We start from the raw sequence: 16,675 nt of genomic DNA on the forward strand, positions 1-16,675 counted from the left end.
CTTTAGTCAACAATAAATACGAACATTAAAATAAAATAATATAAAAATATTCGTTTTTATCCCGAACAAATAAAAACCAGTGAACAAATAGCAAGCGCTATGGAATGTTCACTGGTTCTTTAATGTACGGAAGAGCAATTTCTACTTTTGTTCCTACTCCTACTTCACTTGCAAACGAAATGTGCCCTTGATGCTGTTCAATTATTCGGTAACTAATCATTAACCCTAGCCCCGTTCCGGTTTGTTTGGTCGAATAAAACGGTTCACCTAGCCGAGCTAAAGATTGCTCATCAATTCCACAGCCTTCATCCTCAATAATGACCATGCCGTATTCATTTCTTTTCTCAACAGTGACTTTAACTGTACCTTTGGTCATTGACTCAAGCGCATTTTGAATTAAATTAATAAAAACTTGCTTAAGCGCATTTTCTTCACAAAAAATTGTAATCTCATCACTAATCTCATTAATAATACGACAATTTTTATAATTGGCATGTGTATCTAATAGTAACGTCACGTGACGTATGATTTGATTGAGACTTTTAGGGTGATATGAATTTTCAATTTTGGGCTTGGCCAGCGTTAAAAATTCTTGAATAATAGATTCAACGCGATTCAGTTCTTCGAGCATAATATCGTTGTATTCTTCGTTGTACTGTTTGGATGCTTTTAACAGCTGAATAAATCCTTTAATCGCCGTCATTGGATTACGAATTTCATGCGCTACTCCTGCCGCTAACTTGCTCACCATTGTAAGCTTTTCAGATTTGCTTGCCATTTCATCATATTTTTTTCGATCCGTTACGTCCCGAATGATATACTGAATGGCATCCTGTCCTTCAAACTTAATCTTGGTTGCTGAAGATTCAATAATGACGACTCCTTTTTTAGTCAATAGTTTCACGTCCACGCGCGGCCTCACAGACATTCCATTCATCAGCTGAACCATTCGTTCTTTTACGATTTCTAAATGCTCAGGATGAATAAAATGAAGCCAAGGACGCCCGATATACTCTTCTTTTTTCTCACCGCCAAGAAGTTTAACACCAGCTGGATTCAAATATTGAATTCTGCCTTCTCTTGTTACGATAAATGCATCTTGGCTTTGCTGGACAAACTGCTTATATTGCTTCATTTTCCGAATGACTTCCTCTTGCTTTTCAATACTTGAGGAAAACTCTTTCCACTGAACAACTAAGAGCGGAATATCCCCTTCCGTACGCTGAATATGGATGTGCATCGGAAACTGCTGATCTACTTTTTTCTTAAGTAAAACAACTTCTTCCTCTTGCTTTCTTAACGGTTCCACTTCATGCTTTTCAATAAAAAAGCGATTTGGCTCTTCAAATACGTTACAGGAAAGAAGTCGTTCCTGCGTCGTTTTAAAAAGGTGGCAGCATGCTTCATTTAAAATTTGAATATCTCCATCCATATTCATTACGAGCATTGGTGTAAATGACATTGAAAATAGCTGTTGAAATACTTTTTCCTTTTCCATATATTCACCTTCGCTTATTGAGTTACTAGCTATAGTATAATATGGTAAATGTTGATTTGGCAAAATTTTTTTATTATTTAAATAATTTATATGTAGGTTCGTCCTTTTCCATCTGTTATAAAAAGCTCGCATATGCGAGCAAATGAGACCTAATCAGCAAAAACAGCTGCAGCCAATAATGATTAATAAAATAAACAGAACAACAATCAGTGTAAATGACTGACCCGTTCCGTAATGATGATAACCGCCAATTGGGTAGTGACAAGTATCATATAAGTGGTGATAACCTCCGTGATAACCTCCGTGATGGCATGGATCGTAACAATCGTAGTTATACATAGCAATCTCTCCTCTTGTTTTTATTCATTTCGCACACTGTACTTTATGCTTTAGTCGATTGTCCTGCATGTGCATTCGCCCATTTTTCACTTTTTCTTACGCCATATTCTCCTTTTAGGCTGCAGGGTATACGAAAACAGCAAAAGTAAAATACTTCCCATCACCAGTGACGTAGTAAAATCTTTCATAAACTCAATAATGACCCCTATATACGGGAGATGGTATGCATAGCTTCCAATCACATTAAAAGAAGCAGGCAAAGACTCTCTATGAGCTGTAACCAGTACATCAAGTTCTTGGTTATGGGCCATTACAAGTTCATTCTTTGAAGAAGATGTTTCATCTGTGAAGACAACTACATCTCCACGATGCAGCTGATGATAATCCGCTTCTTGAACAGCTACGGTAAAGCCAAATAAGCTTGGAACTGTACTGACAAATAAAAATGTAAAGCAGATAACATAGAGAACAAGCACATACCGAAACGCAGAAAACATACATTTATTGATCATAAGTAATCAGCTCAATTCGCTCGGTTACTTTATCCAATATGGGGGTGATGTGAATAAATGAAGTAGAGCGCTCCGTAAATTGAATTAAAAGTAGTAGCAGTAAAAAACTTAACATAATTAACCGTAGCATCCGGGCATAAAAATCACGCATGCTCTCACTCCTTTTTCCTATACTAATTTCAGTAGCACAATAAGCCTTCAGTCAATAATTTGATTCAGTATATGCACATAACAGGCATTTGGCTCATCGTTTCTTCTAGGAGGTCTCATGAGTGATCGGCATAAATTATGAGTTTTAGCATATGTTTGGTTACGTATGGCAATGTTTTTATACTCCGACAATAAGGGAGCTGAACATATGGCTAATTATTCCTTTAATCAATATATTAAAAAAGCAATGAAATACGATTTTCTAGCTAACTACTACAAGTATAGTGATCCGTCTAAGCATATTCATTATTATCAAAAACATTTGTACTATATCCAGCAAGCGATCTTAACTTCTTCTGAAAATACGAATTTGCGCGTAAATCCGCCGCAAATTCGTGTGCTTCATGCTTCTCCAGATTCTCCGTCTGTAGATATTTATATTAACAACAGACGAGTTATTCGAAATTTAACTTATAAACAAGAAACGGATTATATTGAATTAAAAGAACCTGGAAGGTATACAATCTCTATATATCCTGCTGGAGAAACGAGCAGACCTCTTTTAACAGAGTCATTTACATTTGAAGGAAATCAAAATTACACGGTGGCGGCAGTAGATGAGCTTAACAAGCTTGACTTATTATTCGTTTATGACAATACCGATGTACCAAGTGGAGAAACAAAGCTTCGGTTTGTGCACCTTTCTCCTGATGCCCCTGCTGTGGATATCGCGGCTAGAGGAGGAGACGTCATTTTTTCTGGAGTGCAGTTTAAAGAAGTTACAAAATATTTGCCTTTGTCCCCCATGCACGTTCAACTTAATGTCCGCGTAGCTGGAACCAAAAATGTAGTACTTGAAATCCCGGCACTGAACCTTCGTCCAAATCGAACATATACCGTATATGCCGTCGGATTTGCTAAGAATCGTCCTGCATTAGAAGCCTTGATTTCTCAAGATCGTTAACAAAAAAAACCTTCCAAATTGGAAGGTTTTTTTATTCACTGCGCGAAATTAAACGTACGCGAATATCATCATTTTTCAAATCGAATTTTTGTACTTTTACGGCAAAGTCACTCTCTAACTTCATCTGCTGTAGCGCTACGTATACTGATTCATTTTTCGGATCAATCGTTACCCATTCTGGTAACGCAAAATTATTATTTACGTATCGAAGTACTGTGCGGACAGGAAGCTGCAGCTTTCCAATGGAAAGTGACTGCTGTTCAAGTACAATATCTCCATTTTTTTGTACAATTGGATCAAATGTCATTCGAATATTAATATCATCGCCGAATACTTGAATCGTACCGTCTACTCTTACTACATCGGTAAGGGTAATTTTGTAGTTAAGCGGCTGATTCTTAAATTCTTTTTTTAAATATTTATCAATAAGTACATTTAAATCCGCTTTTTTAGCCAAAATAGTTAGTTCTGCGTCCCCTTCTACTTTGTTAGAGGGAGTTGGCTTGGCGCTGTCAACCGGTTGAAAAATAAACGCAATAATAAGGATAGCCCCTAGAACATTAATCCCTAATAACGCGATAAATAGGGTTTTCCACTTCTTCATATAACAATCTCCTTACTGTTTCCCACTCTCTTTCGTGTTTTTCTCTTTTTCATCAGATGTAACTTCTTCTGCTGTTTCCTTTTTCTGATCTCCAACTAGAGGATCTTCTTCCTCCATTGATTTACTAATGCGCTCAGCCATTAGTTTGTACCCTTTTTTATTAGGGTGAAACTCGTCTTTCCCTAATAAATTTACGTCAGAATCATAAAAAATATCATCAATTTTCACATAGCTTACATTATCATATTGAGAAGCAATTTTCTCGCTTGCCGCATTCCATTCATTAATAACTACATTAATTTCTTTTACATCGCTTAACGATTTAAAGAATGGATTATAAAAACCAATTAAATAAATATGAGCATCAGGATTAAGCTTACGTATACGTGAAAACACGTCATTAAGGCGCTTTTCATATTTTGACTGCTGTGATTCAAACGTCTTAATAGAAATGTTGTAAAAGTAATCTCTTACCACTTTCATTACGTCATTGCCACCAATCGTCAAGAAAATGATATCTGCTCTTGATACTTCGGCTGCTACTCCCGGCTGATTTAACCTAGCTAATAACTGATCCGTCCGATTTCCTCTCTTGCCTAGATTCTCTGTTCGTACATTTTGCACTTCATTTTGCTTGGAAAGATATTTAGTTAAATACGGTACATAACCGCCTTTTTTAGACTCATCTCCTACTCCTTCTGTCAATGAGTCGCCAATGGCTACAATATCTAAGTCTACAGGAAAAAAGCCTTTTGGAATGTGCTTTTTAGGTGTTAAATCGACTTCTTTTTGAACAGCTTCTTCTTTATTCTCCGTTGGCAAAAAAGTAGTCGTCGAACAGCTCGCTAACACCACAGCACTTATACTGCTTATCACTATACTTTTCCATTTTATCATTATAACACCTACTAACTATGCTGTATTCTCGCTGTCACAAGCAACACTGCTTACCGCTCTGAATAACTATATCTTTATATCTTATCATACTATGTCAAGTTGGTATTTTACTACGTTTCTTATATATAGTATATGTAAAAAAAAGGATAAGCATGTTTCTTTCATAAAAATATCCGCTAACACATCACGATAAAAATAGATGTGTTTTGCGGATAGATTTGAAGCTTTTATAGCTGTTCCTTACTGAAGGATTTTGATATCTTTTATCATGTCTTCATAAGGAGGGTCAGTCACTCCGTTATAAGACTTTTGAACGACTCCATTTTTATCAATCAGAAAAAAATACGTACCGTGAATAACCTGCGGATCTTCTTGCGGCTTTTTCACAATCATCTTAAATTGATCCAGCGCAAACTTTTCAATTTCCGATTGTTTGTAGCCAGTTAAGAAATCCCAATTGGAAAAATCAGCGCCAAATTTATTCGCATAGTCCTTCATTTTCTTAGAAGTGTCCACTTCAGGATCTACACTAAATGAAACAAAGCGAACGTTCAATCCTTCATCCTTGGCCATTTTTTGTAGTTTAGCCATATGAGCCGTCATTGGGGGACATACGGTTTCACAGCTTGTAAAGATAAAGTTAGCTACCCAAACGTTTCCTTTCAGCTGACTTAACCCTACTTTCTTTTGATCTTGGTTAACGTAAGAAAAAGAGTCCATCTTCCAATTAAGCGGATTTTCTATTTTGGAACCACAGGCTGTTAACATCATGCAACTAATGAGCAGTAAAAAAACCAATTTATAAGGCCAGCTTTTCATATGTTCCTCCTGCACGTTTAAAGTTTAGTCATAGCTAGGGAAAATCAAAGTAAAAGTCGAACCTTTCCCTGGTATACTTTTCACTTCAATTCTTCCATTCATTTGTTCAATCAGTTGATAAGACACCATTAGACCAATTCCAGTTCCTTTTTCTTTTAAAGAATAAAAAGCCGTTCCCAGCCGGTTTACTTGTTCATTGGTCATGCCTATACCCGTATCTTCAATTTGAATATGTACGTGCCCTTCTTGCTTATAAAGGCCCACTCGAAGCGTCCCTCCAGCTCTCATCGCTTCAATTCCATTTTTCATAATATTAAGCAGAACTTGGTTCAATTCGTTTCGGTTCCCGCGAACATACACCTCTTCTTTTGCATCTAGTTCTATGAGTATATTGTTTGTTAATAAAGCGTAAGAAGATAATAAATCTACTAAGCTAGTGATACATTCCAAGCAGTTAATAAAATGGTGCTGATGAACATCCGGCTTGGCTAAAGATAGATAGTCATGAATAATCGCTTCGGCTCGGTCCATTTCATTAATCATAAGATGAATGTAACTTAATTCAGTGTTTGAAAGCTTTGTATTATCTTGAAACAGCTGTAAAAAACCTTTTACAACCGTCATAGGATTTCGAATTTCATGCGCTACAGAAGCAGCTAATTGACCAATTGCATTCATTTTCTCTGCTCGCTGCAGTTCTTTTTGCATTCGCGTTTTTTCCATAATGACTTCCAATTCGTCAATGGCTTTGGTAATTCCGTCTTTTGTATGACTGAGATCTGTTTCTACATTCAGCTGTTCTTTTGTTACTGACACTTGGTGAAAAAGCTGCTGCAGCCGCTCTGTCATTTCATTAAATCTTGTGTGTACGTTCCCTAACTCAGAATCATCTTCGTGTCTCAGCTTCACATCAAAATTTCCTAGACTTACCGATTGAATCCCTTCTATTAATTCCTCAAGCGGCGACATTAATCGTCTTAGCCCCCAGTCTTGAATAACAATAATGAAGGTAAATAGAATCGTAAACGCAGCGACCAATGCTACAATTAAACGTTTTTGATAGATGTAGATAGCGCTTGCATCTATGTCTACACCAAGAATAGCGACGACTTTTCCAGAGCTATTTGTAATAGGCGATAAAACGGTTATCCATGTCCCGAATTCGTCTTTGTATGTAGATGTTACGATATTTTTCTTTTCCTTTTCTGCTTGCTTAAATGATTCGTAAAATTCTTCTCCACCATAATAAATCATGGACGGCTCTAGCGATTGCTTAATTTTCTTATTCGCTGTTACGATAATCTTATTTCCATGCGACTTGAACTTTTCTGTCGTCATAATGTATCCCTGCAAGTACGATGGATGCAATTCATAAATCTTTCTGAACTGCTTTTCTAGCTCGTCTTTTTCAGGAATCGTCCTGCTCCTTGAATCCACTGCTGCTATTACGTCTTGTTTAGATAAAGACTCCCTCCACAAGTCGGCCATAATTAACGCATGCTGTGTTAACGTCTCTTTTGCCATTTTTTTTTGAACTTGATAGCTAATAGCTAAAGAGATGACTCCAAGGGCAACTACAATTAAAGTAGAAAATAAAACCGTTTTGTTAAACACACTCAAATTTCGAATATATTTTTTCATCGGTATACTCCGGATTCAATAGAATAGTAGCCAGCACAGCATTTGCTGGTAGAAAGCTGATTCTATTATATCACACGTTCGTTCACTTCTCTTTCTCCTTTTTCCAAAAAAGAGAAAGCCAAAAAAGTGACTTGCAAAAAGCAACCCACTTTATTCAGCAAAATACATAAAACCAATTGCACCAATACCTGTGTGCGTAGAAATAATAGGCGTTGTATCTTCAATCGAAAATTGCGTATAGCCTCTTGCCTTCACGATTGATTCTTTTAACTTAGAAGCGAGTCCGAATCCATCTGCATGTACAAGGCCCACTCCTTTAATATTTTTTCCTTCTGTTTGCTCTTCGAACTGTTTCGTTAAAAACTTAACGATTTGAGAATGACTGCGCACTTTAGCAACAGGAGTATATACCCCGTCGGCTAGAGAAGCAATTGGCTTAATGTTTAAAAGAGAACCAATCAATCCTTTTCCTCGTCCAATACGGCCACCTTTAACCAAATTTTCAAGCGTATCGACTACGACAAAAAGATTAGTATTTTGACGCACCTCTTCCAAACGCGCCACAATTTCCTCCACCGTATGCCCATCTTCAATCATTTTCACCGCTTCAAAGACTTGAAACGAAAGAGCTTTTGTAATGTACATAGAATCGACAACGGTGATATTCCCTTCTACCATTTGAGCCGCGCTTTCCGCTGCTCGAACAGTTCCGCTCATTCCTCCAGTCATATGAATGGAAATGATGTCATACCCTTCACTCACTAATCGTTCATATACTTCAACAAAAGAACCAATAGCCGGCTGAGAGCTTTTTGGCAATTTTTCTGAATTTTTCATTTTTTCAATAAAATCTGTCGGCGTTAATTCCACGCGATCTAAATACGTTTTATTATCAATGTTAATACATAAAGGTATCATCTCAATACCGTACTTTTCAGCTTCTTCTAACGTTAGATCAATTGTTGAATCCGTTACCACTTTAATTTTTGACATTTGTTCACCCCTATAAGATGCATCGCAGACTAGTATAACATGAACGCTTACAACAATATAGTTATAGTAGAATGCAAGTTTTGCTAATTCGTAAAACGCACGCTCAACTTTTTATATCAACAAAAAAAGTTGACTCTGCCAAAAAATTCAGAAAAGTCAACTTTTATGTTTATGCATTATGCTTTAATACATGAGACTTAAAGAGCTGTTCGTAATCTTTCCATTTTAACACGCGTTTTAAATATTCTTGAAACGAGTAGGTTTGCTTCGGAACTGATTCGTTCGTAATTTGTCTAATAAATAAGTCAAGTTTTGCAGATAGCATGAACCGAAACGTGCTATTTTCCTCTAAAACTGGAATTTCAGTAATTTTTACTTTTTGACCACTGACATGTTTGAATTCAAGGCTTTTTAATAGCAAGGCGATCAACCCTCTTTTTACCCGTTTATTTTATTATAATGCTTAAGGCACTTTCTGTCTTGATAAAATAAAAAGAAAACTTAAATATTTTTAAAATAAAAATGCTTCATCAACTTATTCGACAGTTGATGAAGCATTCCTTTTTAAAATGTTCTTCTATTTAAATAAATAAGTGAAACAAGTTGCTTTCTTTATTAATTTCTGTGTAAGGGAATCCTTTTTTATCCATACGGTTAATCAGTGGATAATAATCTTCTTTATGCTTAAGCTCGATTCCCACAAGCGCTGGTCCGCTGTCTTTGTTATTCTTTTTCGTATACTCGAAGCGAGAAATATCGTCTGTCGGCCCAAGCACTTCATCTAGAAATTCACGAAGAGCCCCCGCGCGCTGAGGGAAATTAACGATAAAATAATGCTGCAATCCTTCATAAATCATCGAACGTTCTTTGATTTCCTGCATACGTCCAATGTCATTATTTCCTCCGCTGATGACGCAAACGACCGTTTTTCCTTTAATTTGCTCACGGTATGAGTCAAGAGCAGCAATTGAAAGAGCTCCTGCTGGTTCTGCTACAATCGCATTTTCATTGTATAGAGATAAAATGGTTGTGCAAACCTTTCCTTCAGGAACAACTACAATATCGTCTACAAGCTCTTTACTGATGTCATACGGAAGTGTTCCGACTGTTTTAACAGCCGCTCCGTCTACAAACGGATCGATTGCCGGTAGAGTTACCACATTTCCGTTTGCTAAAGATGTCTGCATGCCAGGCGCGCCTGCTGGTTCTACCCCAATTACAGCTGTTTGAGGCGAGATGCTTTTTACGTATGTGCCGACACCGGAAATTAATCCGCCCCCGCCGATACCCGCAAATACGTAGTCAATTTCATCTTCACAGTCATTGAACATTTCAACGGCTACTGTGCCCTGTCCTGCAATAACGTCCACATCATTAAATGGATGAATAAACGTTCGGTGCTCCTCTTCACTGCATGCAATAGCTTGTTCATAAGAATCATCAAACGTATCTCCAATTAGTACAACTTTCACGTTATCTTTACCTAAAAATTTCACTTGATTAATTTTTTGGCGTGGCGTTGTGCTAGGCATAAAGATTTTGCCGTCGATATTTAAATGGCGGCACGCATATGCCACACCTTGTGCGTGGTTTCCTGCACTTGCACAGGCAATTCCATTTTCTAATTCTTCCGGGGATAATTTTTTGATTCGATTGTACGCACCGCGAATTTTAAATGAGCGCACCACCTGTAAATCCTCACGCTTTAAATAGATATTACATTCATATCGTTCAGACAAAACGTCATTACGCTGTAGTGGTGTATGCACAACAACATCTTTAATCAATTGATTTGCAATCATGATGTCCTCTAAATGTACGTGTTTTGTTCGATTATCTACTTGTTGTTTCATAACCAACTTCCTTCCTCTTCTACCATTATTAATTTGTACATTATATCACATAAAATTTAGAAAAATCATTATTTTTCATTAATATTAACTAAAAAAACTTTTCTGACTATTTTACTGTCCACATACTTTACATATGTTTAGCAAACGCTAAATAGACTTATAAAATTGCCCATACTTTCTACATGCAGCTGATGCGATAACAGGTATAAATTAAGAAAGGTTGTGGAATAAATGGAGTTTTCACTTCAAAGTCATGAAAGTGCCGTTCCTTGCGAAGTAACGACAGACGAAGAAAACGGCAGATATATGCTTCGCAAAGCAGATACAAGCGGAGAAGTTTTTAATACACCAAGCGAGCTGATTCAATGGATTGAAGCAAACTGGAGCGCTGAACAGTTTGTGAGCACAGCCGCTTTCTACGAAATGATGAAGCAATTAAAATCAATATAAAACACCCTGCCTTTTTATTATGGGGCAGGGTGCGTTTTTATAGATAAAAGAAATCAGCTTCGCTCGTATACGGTAAAATAATACGTATATGGATTTTTTTCATCTTGAATTCCTTCTGTTTTTGAAACAACTTTCCATTCGCTCTGGTTAACCGCAGGAAAATGGGTATCTCCTTCAAACGATTCTTCAATATGAGTAATATAAAGTCGGTTTGCAACATCTAATGTTTGCTCATACAGAGTAGCTCCACCAATCACAAACAGCTCGTCTTCTTTTTCGGCATCTAATGCTTCTAATTCTCCGACTGAATGAATAACGGTTGCTCCTTCTTTTTTATAATCCTTTTGATGCGTAAGAACCACATTTTCACGATTAGGAAGCGGACGTCCAATTGATTCAAATGTTTTTCTCCCCATCACGACCGTATGGCCCGTTGTGATTCGCTTGAAATACTTCAAATCTTCTGGAAGGCGCCATGGCAAATCGTTATCTTTTCCGATCAGCCCGTTTTGATCCATTGCAACAATGAGGGAAATCATACGCTCACAGCTCCTTTGATGTGAGGATGCGCAGTATAGTCCACTAATTCAAAGTCTTCAAATTTAAAGTCAAAGATAGACTTTACATCTGGATTTATTTTCATTTTTGGTAATGCATGAGGCTCGCGCGTTAACTGCAAGTTTACTTGTTCAATGTGGTTGCTATAAATATGCGCATCGCCAAACGTATGAACAAAATCACCTGGTTCTAAATCACACACTTGTGCCACCATCATTGTAAGCAGCGCATATGAAGCAATATTAAACGGCACCCCTAGGAAAATATCTGCCGAACGCTGATACAATTGACAAGACAATTTGCCGTCCGCTACATAAAATTGAAATAAGCAGTGACACGGCGGCAAAGCCATATTGTCTACATCTGATACATTCCAGGCGCTTACCATTAGACGGCGAGAATCAGGATTGTTTTTAATTTGATTGACAACATTTGTAATTTGATCAATTTTTTCTCCGTCCGGCGTTGGCCATGAACGCCACTGATGACCATATACAGGGCCAAGCTCGCCGTTTTCATCCGCCCATTCATTCCAAATGCGCACGCCGTTATCTTGTAAATACTTAACGTTTGTATCTCCTTGTAAAAACCAAAGCAGTTCATGAATAATTGATTTCAAATGAAGTTTTTTTGTCGTTAATACCGGGAAACCTTCTTGTAAATTAAAACGCATTTGATAGCCAAATGTGCTAATTGTACCCGTTCCTGTCCGATCTTCTTTTTTCGTTCCATTTGCTAACACATGCTCGCAAAGTTCAAGATATTGTTTCACTTCCGACACTTCCTTTATTAAAAAGTCCTTTTCTATTGTATAAGTGTTCACGAGCTAAGTAAACAACTAAATCTCAGCGTACGTAGAAAAGTTCTTTATCATCTAGATACGCGATTTACCCCCAAAAAACGAGGATGAGACATAACGAAATCAATTTAATTTAAAGACGAACAAATGGGATAAGTGAGCTAGTACGGATCGCTTGTTACAACGCTGTTGATTTCCGTGCAAGACTTCGCTTTCCGCGGGCAGCCGATGAGCCTCCTCGTCGCGTACGCTCCTGCGGGGTCTCACCGATTCCGCTTTTCCCACAGGAGTCTTCGCCTTGCCCTCCAATCCACAGGTAGAAGCAACTACATACATGAAATCTACGTTCACCATCACCATGAAAAAATCCGAACGAGGTTGATTCTTTATCAAGAATCTCAATTCATCGTTCGGATCTTCCTTCAACTAACTACGTTTGTCTCAGCCTCATTTTTGTTAATTAAATACAATTGTGCGGTTTTCATGAACTAAAATGCGGTCTTCTAAGTGCCATTTTACAGCACGTGCAAGCACCGTACGTTCAATTAAACGACCTTTTTTCTTGAGGTCATCCGCATCATCCCGGTGGTTCACGCGTTCAATATCTTGCTCAATAATTGGTCCTTCATCCAAGTCGTCCGTTACATAGTGAGAAGTTGCACCAATTAATTTTACACCTCGTTGATATGCACGTTCATATGGACGTGCTCCAATGAATGCCGGTAAAAATGAATGGTGAATATTAATGATGCGATATGGGTTTTCAGCCACAAACGTCGGCGTTAAAATTTGCATATAACGCGCCAAGATAATTACGTCAATATTATAATCTTTTAACACTTGCAGCTGTTTCGCTTCAGCTTCTTGACGAATGTCTTTTGTCGCTGGTATATGCTTAAACGGAATACCGAATGATTCAACCACTTCGCGTGCATCTTCGTGATTGCTCACAACGACAGCAATATCTGTCATTAAGTCTCCGCTTTCCCATGCCCACAGCAGCTCTAGCAGACAATGAGGCTCTTTGGAGACAAAAATAGCTGTTTTTTTCAAATTGTGAGCATATGTAAACTGCCAGTTCATTGAAAATGTATCGGCAATCTTTTTGAAGCTTTCTTCTAGTTTTACTTCTTTAGCTAATAAATCTTCACATTCAAATTCGAAACGGATAAAAAACATCCCCCCTTGATGGTTCGTTGAATGTTGACTTGATTCTACAATATTTGCACCGTGTTCATGTAAAAACGTAGATACGGCCGATACAATACCCGGCTGGTCCGGACAGCTAATTAGCAGCCGACCGCGATTTTTATATTTCTCTTTATATGAAGTTAAATGTTTTTGAATATGCGATTTCATGTAATTCCCTCTCTTTTTTTAAATATACAGACAATTGTACCATTATCCTTGTAGCGATGCGACATTGAAATAAAGCTTTGACAAAAGAAAACCGAAACGTTGGCTTCGGCTTTACTTGTTGTTCCAATATTCATTCCAATCAAATCGTTCATTCAATTACCTTTGCATTCTACACACCTAAAATGAGTGTTTCCTAAAGTGCTGCAGCTCATCCACTACTCTTAATGCTTTGGATTCACACATGGAAAAGCCGCTAGCACAATACCAGCGACTTTCCCTTATTATTGAACAGCTTTTTCACTAACTTCATGCAAGGCATTCCGTACCGTACCGTATTCGCTTGCATGAGGACGATCTCCGTCATCTTCGTATCCGTAATCAAACATTCGATTTCGATTTAACGTTAACTTCGTAATGGTTGGACGTAATAAATCAAATAATTCAAATCGCTTTTTCAAATGTGGAAATGATGCTTGATAATGTAAAATTTCTTCTCGTACACTTTTCCAAAAGTCCGCTTCTTCTACGCCTTCATGCTCTTCTAAAATGATTGATAAATAACGGAAGTGACAAATAAATAGCCCTGTTAAAATAAACTGAGTCAACCCTTCTGGCTCTTCGCTTCGCAACACTTCTTTCAATTCAAGAGATAGCTGCTGCAATTCTTCAAACGGCTGATCGCTAATATTCACATCGTCTACAAAATCTTTCATAATAATTCGCACCGGCTTGTTATGTTTAAGCACTAATACCGTATTTTGACCGTGCGGGGAAAATACAGTACCGTATTGATACAAGTAATGAAGAAGAGGCGGCAAAACAGCGCTGGTTAACGCATCAATCCACTCGTTAGGGGTTAAGCCCGACTTTTCTATATATGAGGAAACTAAAGCTTTCCCTTCACTGTCAACATGTAACAGCGCAGCTAGCGTAATCGCATGCTCTCCTTCTTCTAACTCTTGATAGATGCTTTCACGCCAAACCACTCCCAGCATTTCTAAATACTGATAAGGCACACTTTTAATAGAAGCAAACGTTGGCTGAGTTACGTTTAACGTAGCCACTTCACCTAAAAGCCCTACTTTGCACGTATCTTTTAAAAACGCATCACGATCTCGTATGCCTTTAATGTGCTGAGTTACTTGAGGAGCAATTACCGTCCGCTCACTTGGAAGCCCTCTGTATACAAGGGTATTTAATATACTCATCGGAAGCTTTACATGATATTTATTTCGATTTGTTGTATTCACAAATGTACGAATCGACTGCTGAGGCAAGTACTGATCCTTACCTTCTCCTAAAGGAACGATTAAATCATTTGCAATGTATTCAGCGAATAAAGGAACAATCACGTTCAGCCACTGCCATTCATGAACAGGAATATAATAATAGTCCGCTGCCGAAAGTTCTTGGCTTGTTAACTCTTTTTCAAATGCAGCTAGCGTCTCACCGCTTAGCTCCTGCTTCATGACATCATTAAAGCCAAGGGTATCTAATGAATGAAATGAAGCAATTTGCTTCGCTACAGCAATCCATGAAAGCTGAATTTCTTGTTTTTGCTCAGGTGCAAACCGAAGATAGTCATCATAGCCAAACCCTATGCGCCCTTTGTTGTACGTAATCCAAGGGTGTCCCGTCATCTCACCTTCTAGCTCTGCATAATCCATACCTGCTAATTCATCCGCTGATTTTCGATTTTGCAAATGCAAATCTGCTACTAACGTATGAAAATATTCTTTTGCTAAATGACCTGCAGTTGAACTAGACATTCCTTTATTCTCAGATAAGCTAACTAATAGCTGCAAGGCTTCGGAAAATGTAGGGTTTGACGTTTTAGATGTCACCTTAATACTTTCTGGCAGTACGGAAAAACTATCAAACAATCGCTGTTTCGCTTGATATGTATACGTAACGCCTCGGTGGTCTTCCCATTGATACGTAGCAAGCGCATCCTGCTTTTGCAGTTGCTTCGGTACAATAATATTTTCATACATAAATTCCTGCAGCATTTTAGCTAAAAGCTGCCGATTTGCTTTTCCCCATGATTGCTTATTAAATACTGAAATCTTCGTTTCTTTAATCTTCATCCTTCATTCTCCTTTACTTGTCTTAGAATAGGAATTGTTTTATTACGCAGCGGCATCACAGCGTTAGCAGCTAGCAGAGCAGCGGCTCCCGCTACTAAAGGAAACGCTAAATTTACTTTGCTGATTTCTAATGCTAAAAGCGGTGCACTCAGCAGGGCAATATTTTGAACAGCAATAAGCCAGCTGTAGTAGTACGCCGCTTCTTCTTTGCTTTTTTGGAATAAATAGATATCGAGTATAACCGTGCTGAGATAAAACCCTGCTCCATATAAAATTCGGCTTATAATAAACACGCTGAGATGACCGGCATATGCTTGCAAACATAGCAGCAAAACACTAGCACCCGTTACACTATAAAAAAGCGGTATAACTTTGCCATTAAATAGTTTTGTAGGTACCGTAAGCTTTAAGACAATAGCCATGATGCTCGGCGCCACATATAATAGAGCACTGCCTTGACTGCTCATGCTATATGTTTCACTTGTAAACAATGTAAAATAAGGGCGAATTACATTGTGTCCAAGGTGAAAAAAGAAAATAGCCAGCAAATAAAAAAAGATAGGTTCGTTTATGCTTTGAAGGGGTGTCGGTGTTTTCTCTGTTTTTAAAGGTGATGCTTTTCTTTTTAGGAGCCATACGGCCAATACCATATCAGCTAAAGCAAAGTATCGATATACTTTAAGCGGCATTTCCCATGCAATAATTGTACTTCCGAACAAGCTAGCAACAATAATGGCCGTGAACAATAAATACATAGGTTGTTGCAGCACTTGCCTTTTTCTGTCCATTTTTCATGCCGCCTACTAAATATGGATACAACAGATATATACTGCTTTGAAACACAAGCAGTACTAATGAAGCAGCTAAAAATCCATAAAAAGTAGAAACTCCGCTCAGAATAATTTTAATTAAGGCTGTCATCAGCAGTGACGTTACAATTACGTGTTTTACTTTCCACTTTTTAAGCAGCATTCCCCATAAAGGTGTCAGGACAATGACCACAATCCGGCAGCAAATAATGAAGAAAGACGTCATCGCGACTCCATCTACATGAAAAGCGTCTGTAAAATACTGTGGATAAAATGGTGATAATAACACCTCTGATGTCATGGTCATAAACAAACAGATAAAAACAAAGCGCGCAGAAATCAT

The 16,675-nt window shown here is 37.8% G+C and carries 19 protein-coding genes; 2 read left to right on the top strand and 17 right to left on the bottom strand.

Annotated elements, in window-relative coordinates:
* Positions 1 to 97: 97 nt before the first annotated feature.
* From ACLHDF_RS04395 to ACLHDF_RS04410, 4 genes are all read right to left on the bottom strand, one after another.
* On the bottom strand, positions 98 to 1,498 hold the full coding sequence (locus ACLHDF_RS04395) for an ATP-binding protein (protein ID WP_413917785.1): 1,401 nt from the start codon (positions 1,496 to 1,498) through the stop codon (positions 98 to 100).
* A 153-nt stretch (positions 1,499 to 1,651) separates the two neighbouring features.
* Entirely contained in the window at positions 1,652 to 1,837 is a 186-nt protein-coding gene (locus ACLHDF_RS04400; protein ID WP_413917786.1) for a YjcZ family sporulation protein, read from the bottom strand.
* Between the two features lie 86 nt (positions 1,838 to 1,923).
* Entirely contained in the window at positions 1,924 to 2,349 is a 426-nt protein-coding gene (locus ACLHDF_RS04405; protein WP_413917787.1) for a hypothetical protein, read from the bottom strand.
* Positions 2,339 to 2,500 (bottom strand): hypothetical protein, encoded by a 162-nt coding sequence (locus ACLHDF_RS04410; protein WP_413917788.1) that lies wholly within the window; start codon positions 2,498 to 2,500, stop codon positions 2,339 to 2,341. Before ACLHDF_RS04410 ends, ACLHDF_RS04405 begins: the two co-directional genes overlap by 11 nt.
* Positions 2,501 to 2,707: 207 nt before the next feature.
* Here ACLHDF_RS04410 and ACLHDF_RS04415 point away from each other — a divergent pair, with 207 nt between their 5' ends.
* A complete protein-coding gene (locus ACLHDF_RS04415; protein WP_413917789.1) occupies positions 2,708 to 3,463 on the top strand; it encodes a DUF4397 domain-containing protein in 756 nt (251 codons plus the stop codon).
* A 31-nt stretch (positions 3,464 to 3,494) separates the two neighbouring features.
* On the opposite strand, the gene ACLHDF_RS04420 is transcribed toward ACLHDF_RS04415, so the two are convergent.
* From ACLHDF_RS04420 to ilvA, 7 genes are all read right to left on the bottom strand, one after another.
* On the bottom strand, positions 3,495 to 4,067 hold the full coding sequence (locus tag ACLHDF_RS04420; protein ID WP_413917790.1) for a YpmS family protein: 573 nt from the start codon (positions 4,065 to 4,067) through the stop codon (positions 3,495 to 3,497).
* Positions 4,068 to 4,079: 12 nt separating this feature from the next.
* Positions 4,080 to 4,964 (bottom strand): SGNH/GDSL hydrolase family protein, encoded by an 885-nt coding sequence (locus ACLHDF_RS04425; RefSeq protein WP_413917791.1) that lies wholly within the window; start codon positions 4,962 to 4,964, stop codon positions 4,080 to 4,082.
* Between the two features lie 240 nt (positions 4,965 to 5,204).
* On the bottom strand, positions 5,205 to 5,783 hold the full coding sequence (locus ACLHDF_RS04430) for an SCO family protein (RefSeq protein ID WP_413917792.1): 579 nt from the start codon (positions 5,781 to 5,783) through the stop codon (positions 5,205 to 5,207).
* A gap of 24 nt (positions 5,784 to 5,807) precedes the next feature.
* Positions 5,808 to 7,424, bottom strand: coding sequence for an ATP-binding protein (locus ACLHDF_RS04435; RefSeq protein WP_413917793.1), 1,617 nt, complete (start codon positions 7,422 to 7,424; stop codon positions 5,808 to 5,810).
* A 150-nt stretch (positions 7,425 to 7,574) separates the two neighbouring features.
* Positions 7,575 to 8,417, bottom strand: a complete 843-nt coding sequence (locus tag ACLHDF_RS04440) for a DegV family protein (RefSeq protein ID WP_413917794.1) — start codon at positions 8,415 to 8,417, stop codon at positions 7,575 to 7,577.
* Positions 8,418 to 8,586: 169 nt separating this feature from the next.
* Positions 8,587 to 8,838 carry a YpmP family protein gene (locus ACLHDF_RS04445; RefSeq protein WP_013058743.1) on the bottom strand — a complete coding sequence of 84 codons (252 nt, stop codon included), beginning with the start codon at positions 8,836 to 8,838 and terminating at the stop codon, positions 8,587 to 8,589.
* Positions 8,839 to 8,998: 160 nt separating this feature from the next.
* A complete protein-coding gene (gene ilvA / locus ACLHDF_RS04450) occupies positions 8,999 to 10,270 on the bottom strand; it encodes a threonine ammonia-lyase IlvA (RefSeq protein WP_013084697.1) in 1,272 nt (423 codons plus the stop codon).
* A 231-nt stretch (positions 10,271 to 10,501) separates the two neighbouring features.
* On the opposite strand from ilvA, the gene ACLHDF_RS04455 reads away from it, so the two are divergent.
* Positions 10,502 to 10,720: a hypothetical protein gene (locus ACLHDF_RS04455; protein WP_413917795.1), complete on the top strand. Its 219-nt coding sequence runs from the start codon at positions 10,502 to 10,504 to the stop codon at positions 10,718 to 10,720.
* Between the two features lie 53 nt (positions 10,721 to 10,773).
* On the opposite strand, the gene ACLHDF_RS04460 is transcribed toward ACLHDF_RS04455, so the two are convergent.
* From ACLHDF_RS04460 to ACLHDF_RS04485, 6 genes are all read right to left on the bottom strand, one after another.
* Positions 10,774 to 11,259 carry a dihydrofolate reductase gene (locus ACLHDF_RS04460; RefSeq protein WP_413917796.1) on the bottom strand — a complete coding sequence of 162 codons (486 nt, stop codon included), beginning with the start codon at positions 11,257 to 11,259 and terminating at the stop codon, positions 10,774 to 10,776.
* On the bottom strand, positions 11,256 to 12,050 hold the full coding sequence (locus ACLHDF_RS04465) for a thymidylate synthase (RefSeq protein ID WP_413917797.1): 795 nt from the start codon (positions 12,048 to 12,050) through the stop codon (positions 11,256 to 11,258). Before ACLHDF_RS04465 ends, ACLHDF_RS04460 begins: the two co-directional genes overlap by 4 nt.
* Positions 12,051 to 12,533: 483 nt before the next feature.
* Positions 12,534 to 13,436 carry a formyltetrahydrofolate deformylase gene (gene purU, locus ACLHDF_RS04470; RefSeq protein ID WP_413917798.1) on the bottom strand — a complete coding sequence of 301 codons (903 nt, stop codon included), beginning with the start codon at positions 13,434 to 13,436 and terminating at the stop codon, positions 12,534 to 12,536.
* Positions 13,437 to 13,717: 281 nt separating this feature from the next.
* Positions 13,718 to 15,523, bottom strand: a complete 1,806-nt coding sequence (locus tag ACLHDF_RS04475) for an IucA/IucC family protein (RefSeq protein WP_413917799.1) — start codon at positions 15,521 to 15,523, stop codon at positions 13,718 to 13,720.
* Positions 15,520 to 16,311 (bottom strand): hypothetical protein, encoded by a 792-nt coding sequence (locus ACLHDF_RS04480; protein ID WP_413917800.1) that lies wholly within the window; start codon positions 16,309 to 16,311, stop codon positions 15,520 to 15,522. The genes ACLHDF_RS04475 and ACLHDF_RS04480 overlap by 4 nt, the downstream gene beginning before the upstream one ends.
* On the bottom strand, positions 16,244 to 16,675 hold the full coding sequence (locus ACLHDF_RS04485; protein ID WP_413917801.1) for an MFS transporter: 432 nt from the start codon (positions 16,673 to 16,675) through the stop codon (positions 16,244 to 16,246). Before ACLHDF_RS04485 ends, ACLHDF_RS04480 begins: the two co-directional genes overlap by 68 nt.

Origin of the sequence: Priestia megaterium, from assembly GCF_046599315.1 — a bacterium.
In the GTDB taxonomy this organism is placed as follows: Bacteria; Bacillota; Bacilli; order Bacillales; family Bacillaceae_H; genus Priestia; species Priestia megaterium_F.

Coding starts and splice junctions, on each gene's coding strand:
- ACLHDF_RS04395 (WP_413917785.1), bottom strand. CDS start 1,498: ATGGAAAAGGAAAAAGTATTTCAACAGCTATTTTCAATGTCATTTACA.
- ACLHDF_RS04400 (WP_413917786.1), bottom strand. CDS start 1,837: ATGTATAACTACGATTGTTACGATCCATGCCATCACGGAGGTTATCAC.
- ACLHDF_RS04405 (WP_413917787.1), bottom strand. CDS start 2,349: ATGATCAATAAATGTATGTTTTCTGCGTTTCGGTATGTGCTTGTTCTC.
- ACLHDF_RS04410 (WP_413917788.1), bottom strand. CDS start 2,500: ATGCGTGATTTTTATGCCCGGATGCTACGGTTAATTATGTTAAGTTTT.
- ACLHDF_RS04415 (WP_413917789.1), top strand. CDS start 2,708: ATGGCTAATTATTCCTTTAATCAATATATTAAAAAAGCAATGAAATAC.
- ACLHDF_RS04420 (WP_413917790.1), bottom strand. CDS start 4,067: ATGAAGAAGTGGAAAACCCTATTTATCGCGTTATTAGGGATTAATGTT.
- ACLHDF_RS04425 (WP_413917791.1), bottom strand. CDS start 4,964: ATGATAAAATGGAAAAGTATAGTGATAAGCAGTATAAGTGCTGTGGTG.
- ACLHDF_RS04430 (WP_413917792.1), bottom strand. CDS start 5,783: ATGAAAAGCTGGCCTTATAAATTGGTTTTTTTACTGCTCATTAGTTGC.
- ACLHDF_RS04435 (WP_413917793.1), bottom strand. CDS start 7,424: ATGAAAAAATATATTCGAAATTTGAGTGTGTTTAACAAAACGGTTTTA.
- ACLHDF_RS04440 (WP_413917794.1), bottom strand. CDS start 8,417: ATGTCAAAAATTAAAGTGGTAACGGATTCAACAATTGATCTAACGTTA.
- ilvA (WP_013084697.1), bottom strand. CDS start 10,270: ATGAAACAACAAGTAGATAATCGAACAAAACACGTACATTTAGAGGAC.
- ACLHDF_RS04455 (WP_413917795.1), top strand. CDS start 10,502: ATGGAGTTTTCACTTCAAAGTCATGAAAGTGCCGTTCCTTGCGAAGTA.
- ACLHDF_RS04460 (WP_413917796.1), bottom strand. CDS start 11,259: ATGATTTCCCTCATTGTTGCAATGGATCAAAACGGGCTGATCGGAAAA.
- purU (WP_413917798.1), bottom strand. CDS start 13,436: ATGAAATCGCATATTCAAAAACATTTAACTTCATATAAAGAGAAATAT.
- ACLHDF_RS04475 (WP_413917799.1), bottom strand. CDS start 15,523: ATGAAGATTAAAGAAACGAAGATTTCAGTATTTAATAAGCAATCATGG.
- ACLHDF_RS04480 (WP_413917800.1), bottom strand. CDS start 16,311: ATGGACAGAAAAAGGCAAGTGCTGCAACAACCTATGTATTTATTGTTC.
- ACLHDF_RS04485 (WP_413917801.1), bottom strand. CDS start 16,675: ATGATTTCTGCGCGCTTTGTTTTTATCTGTTTGTTTATGACCATGACA.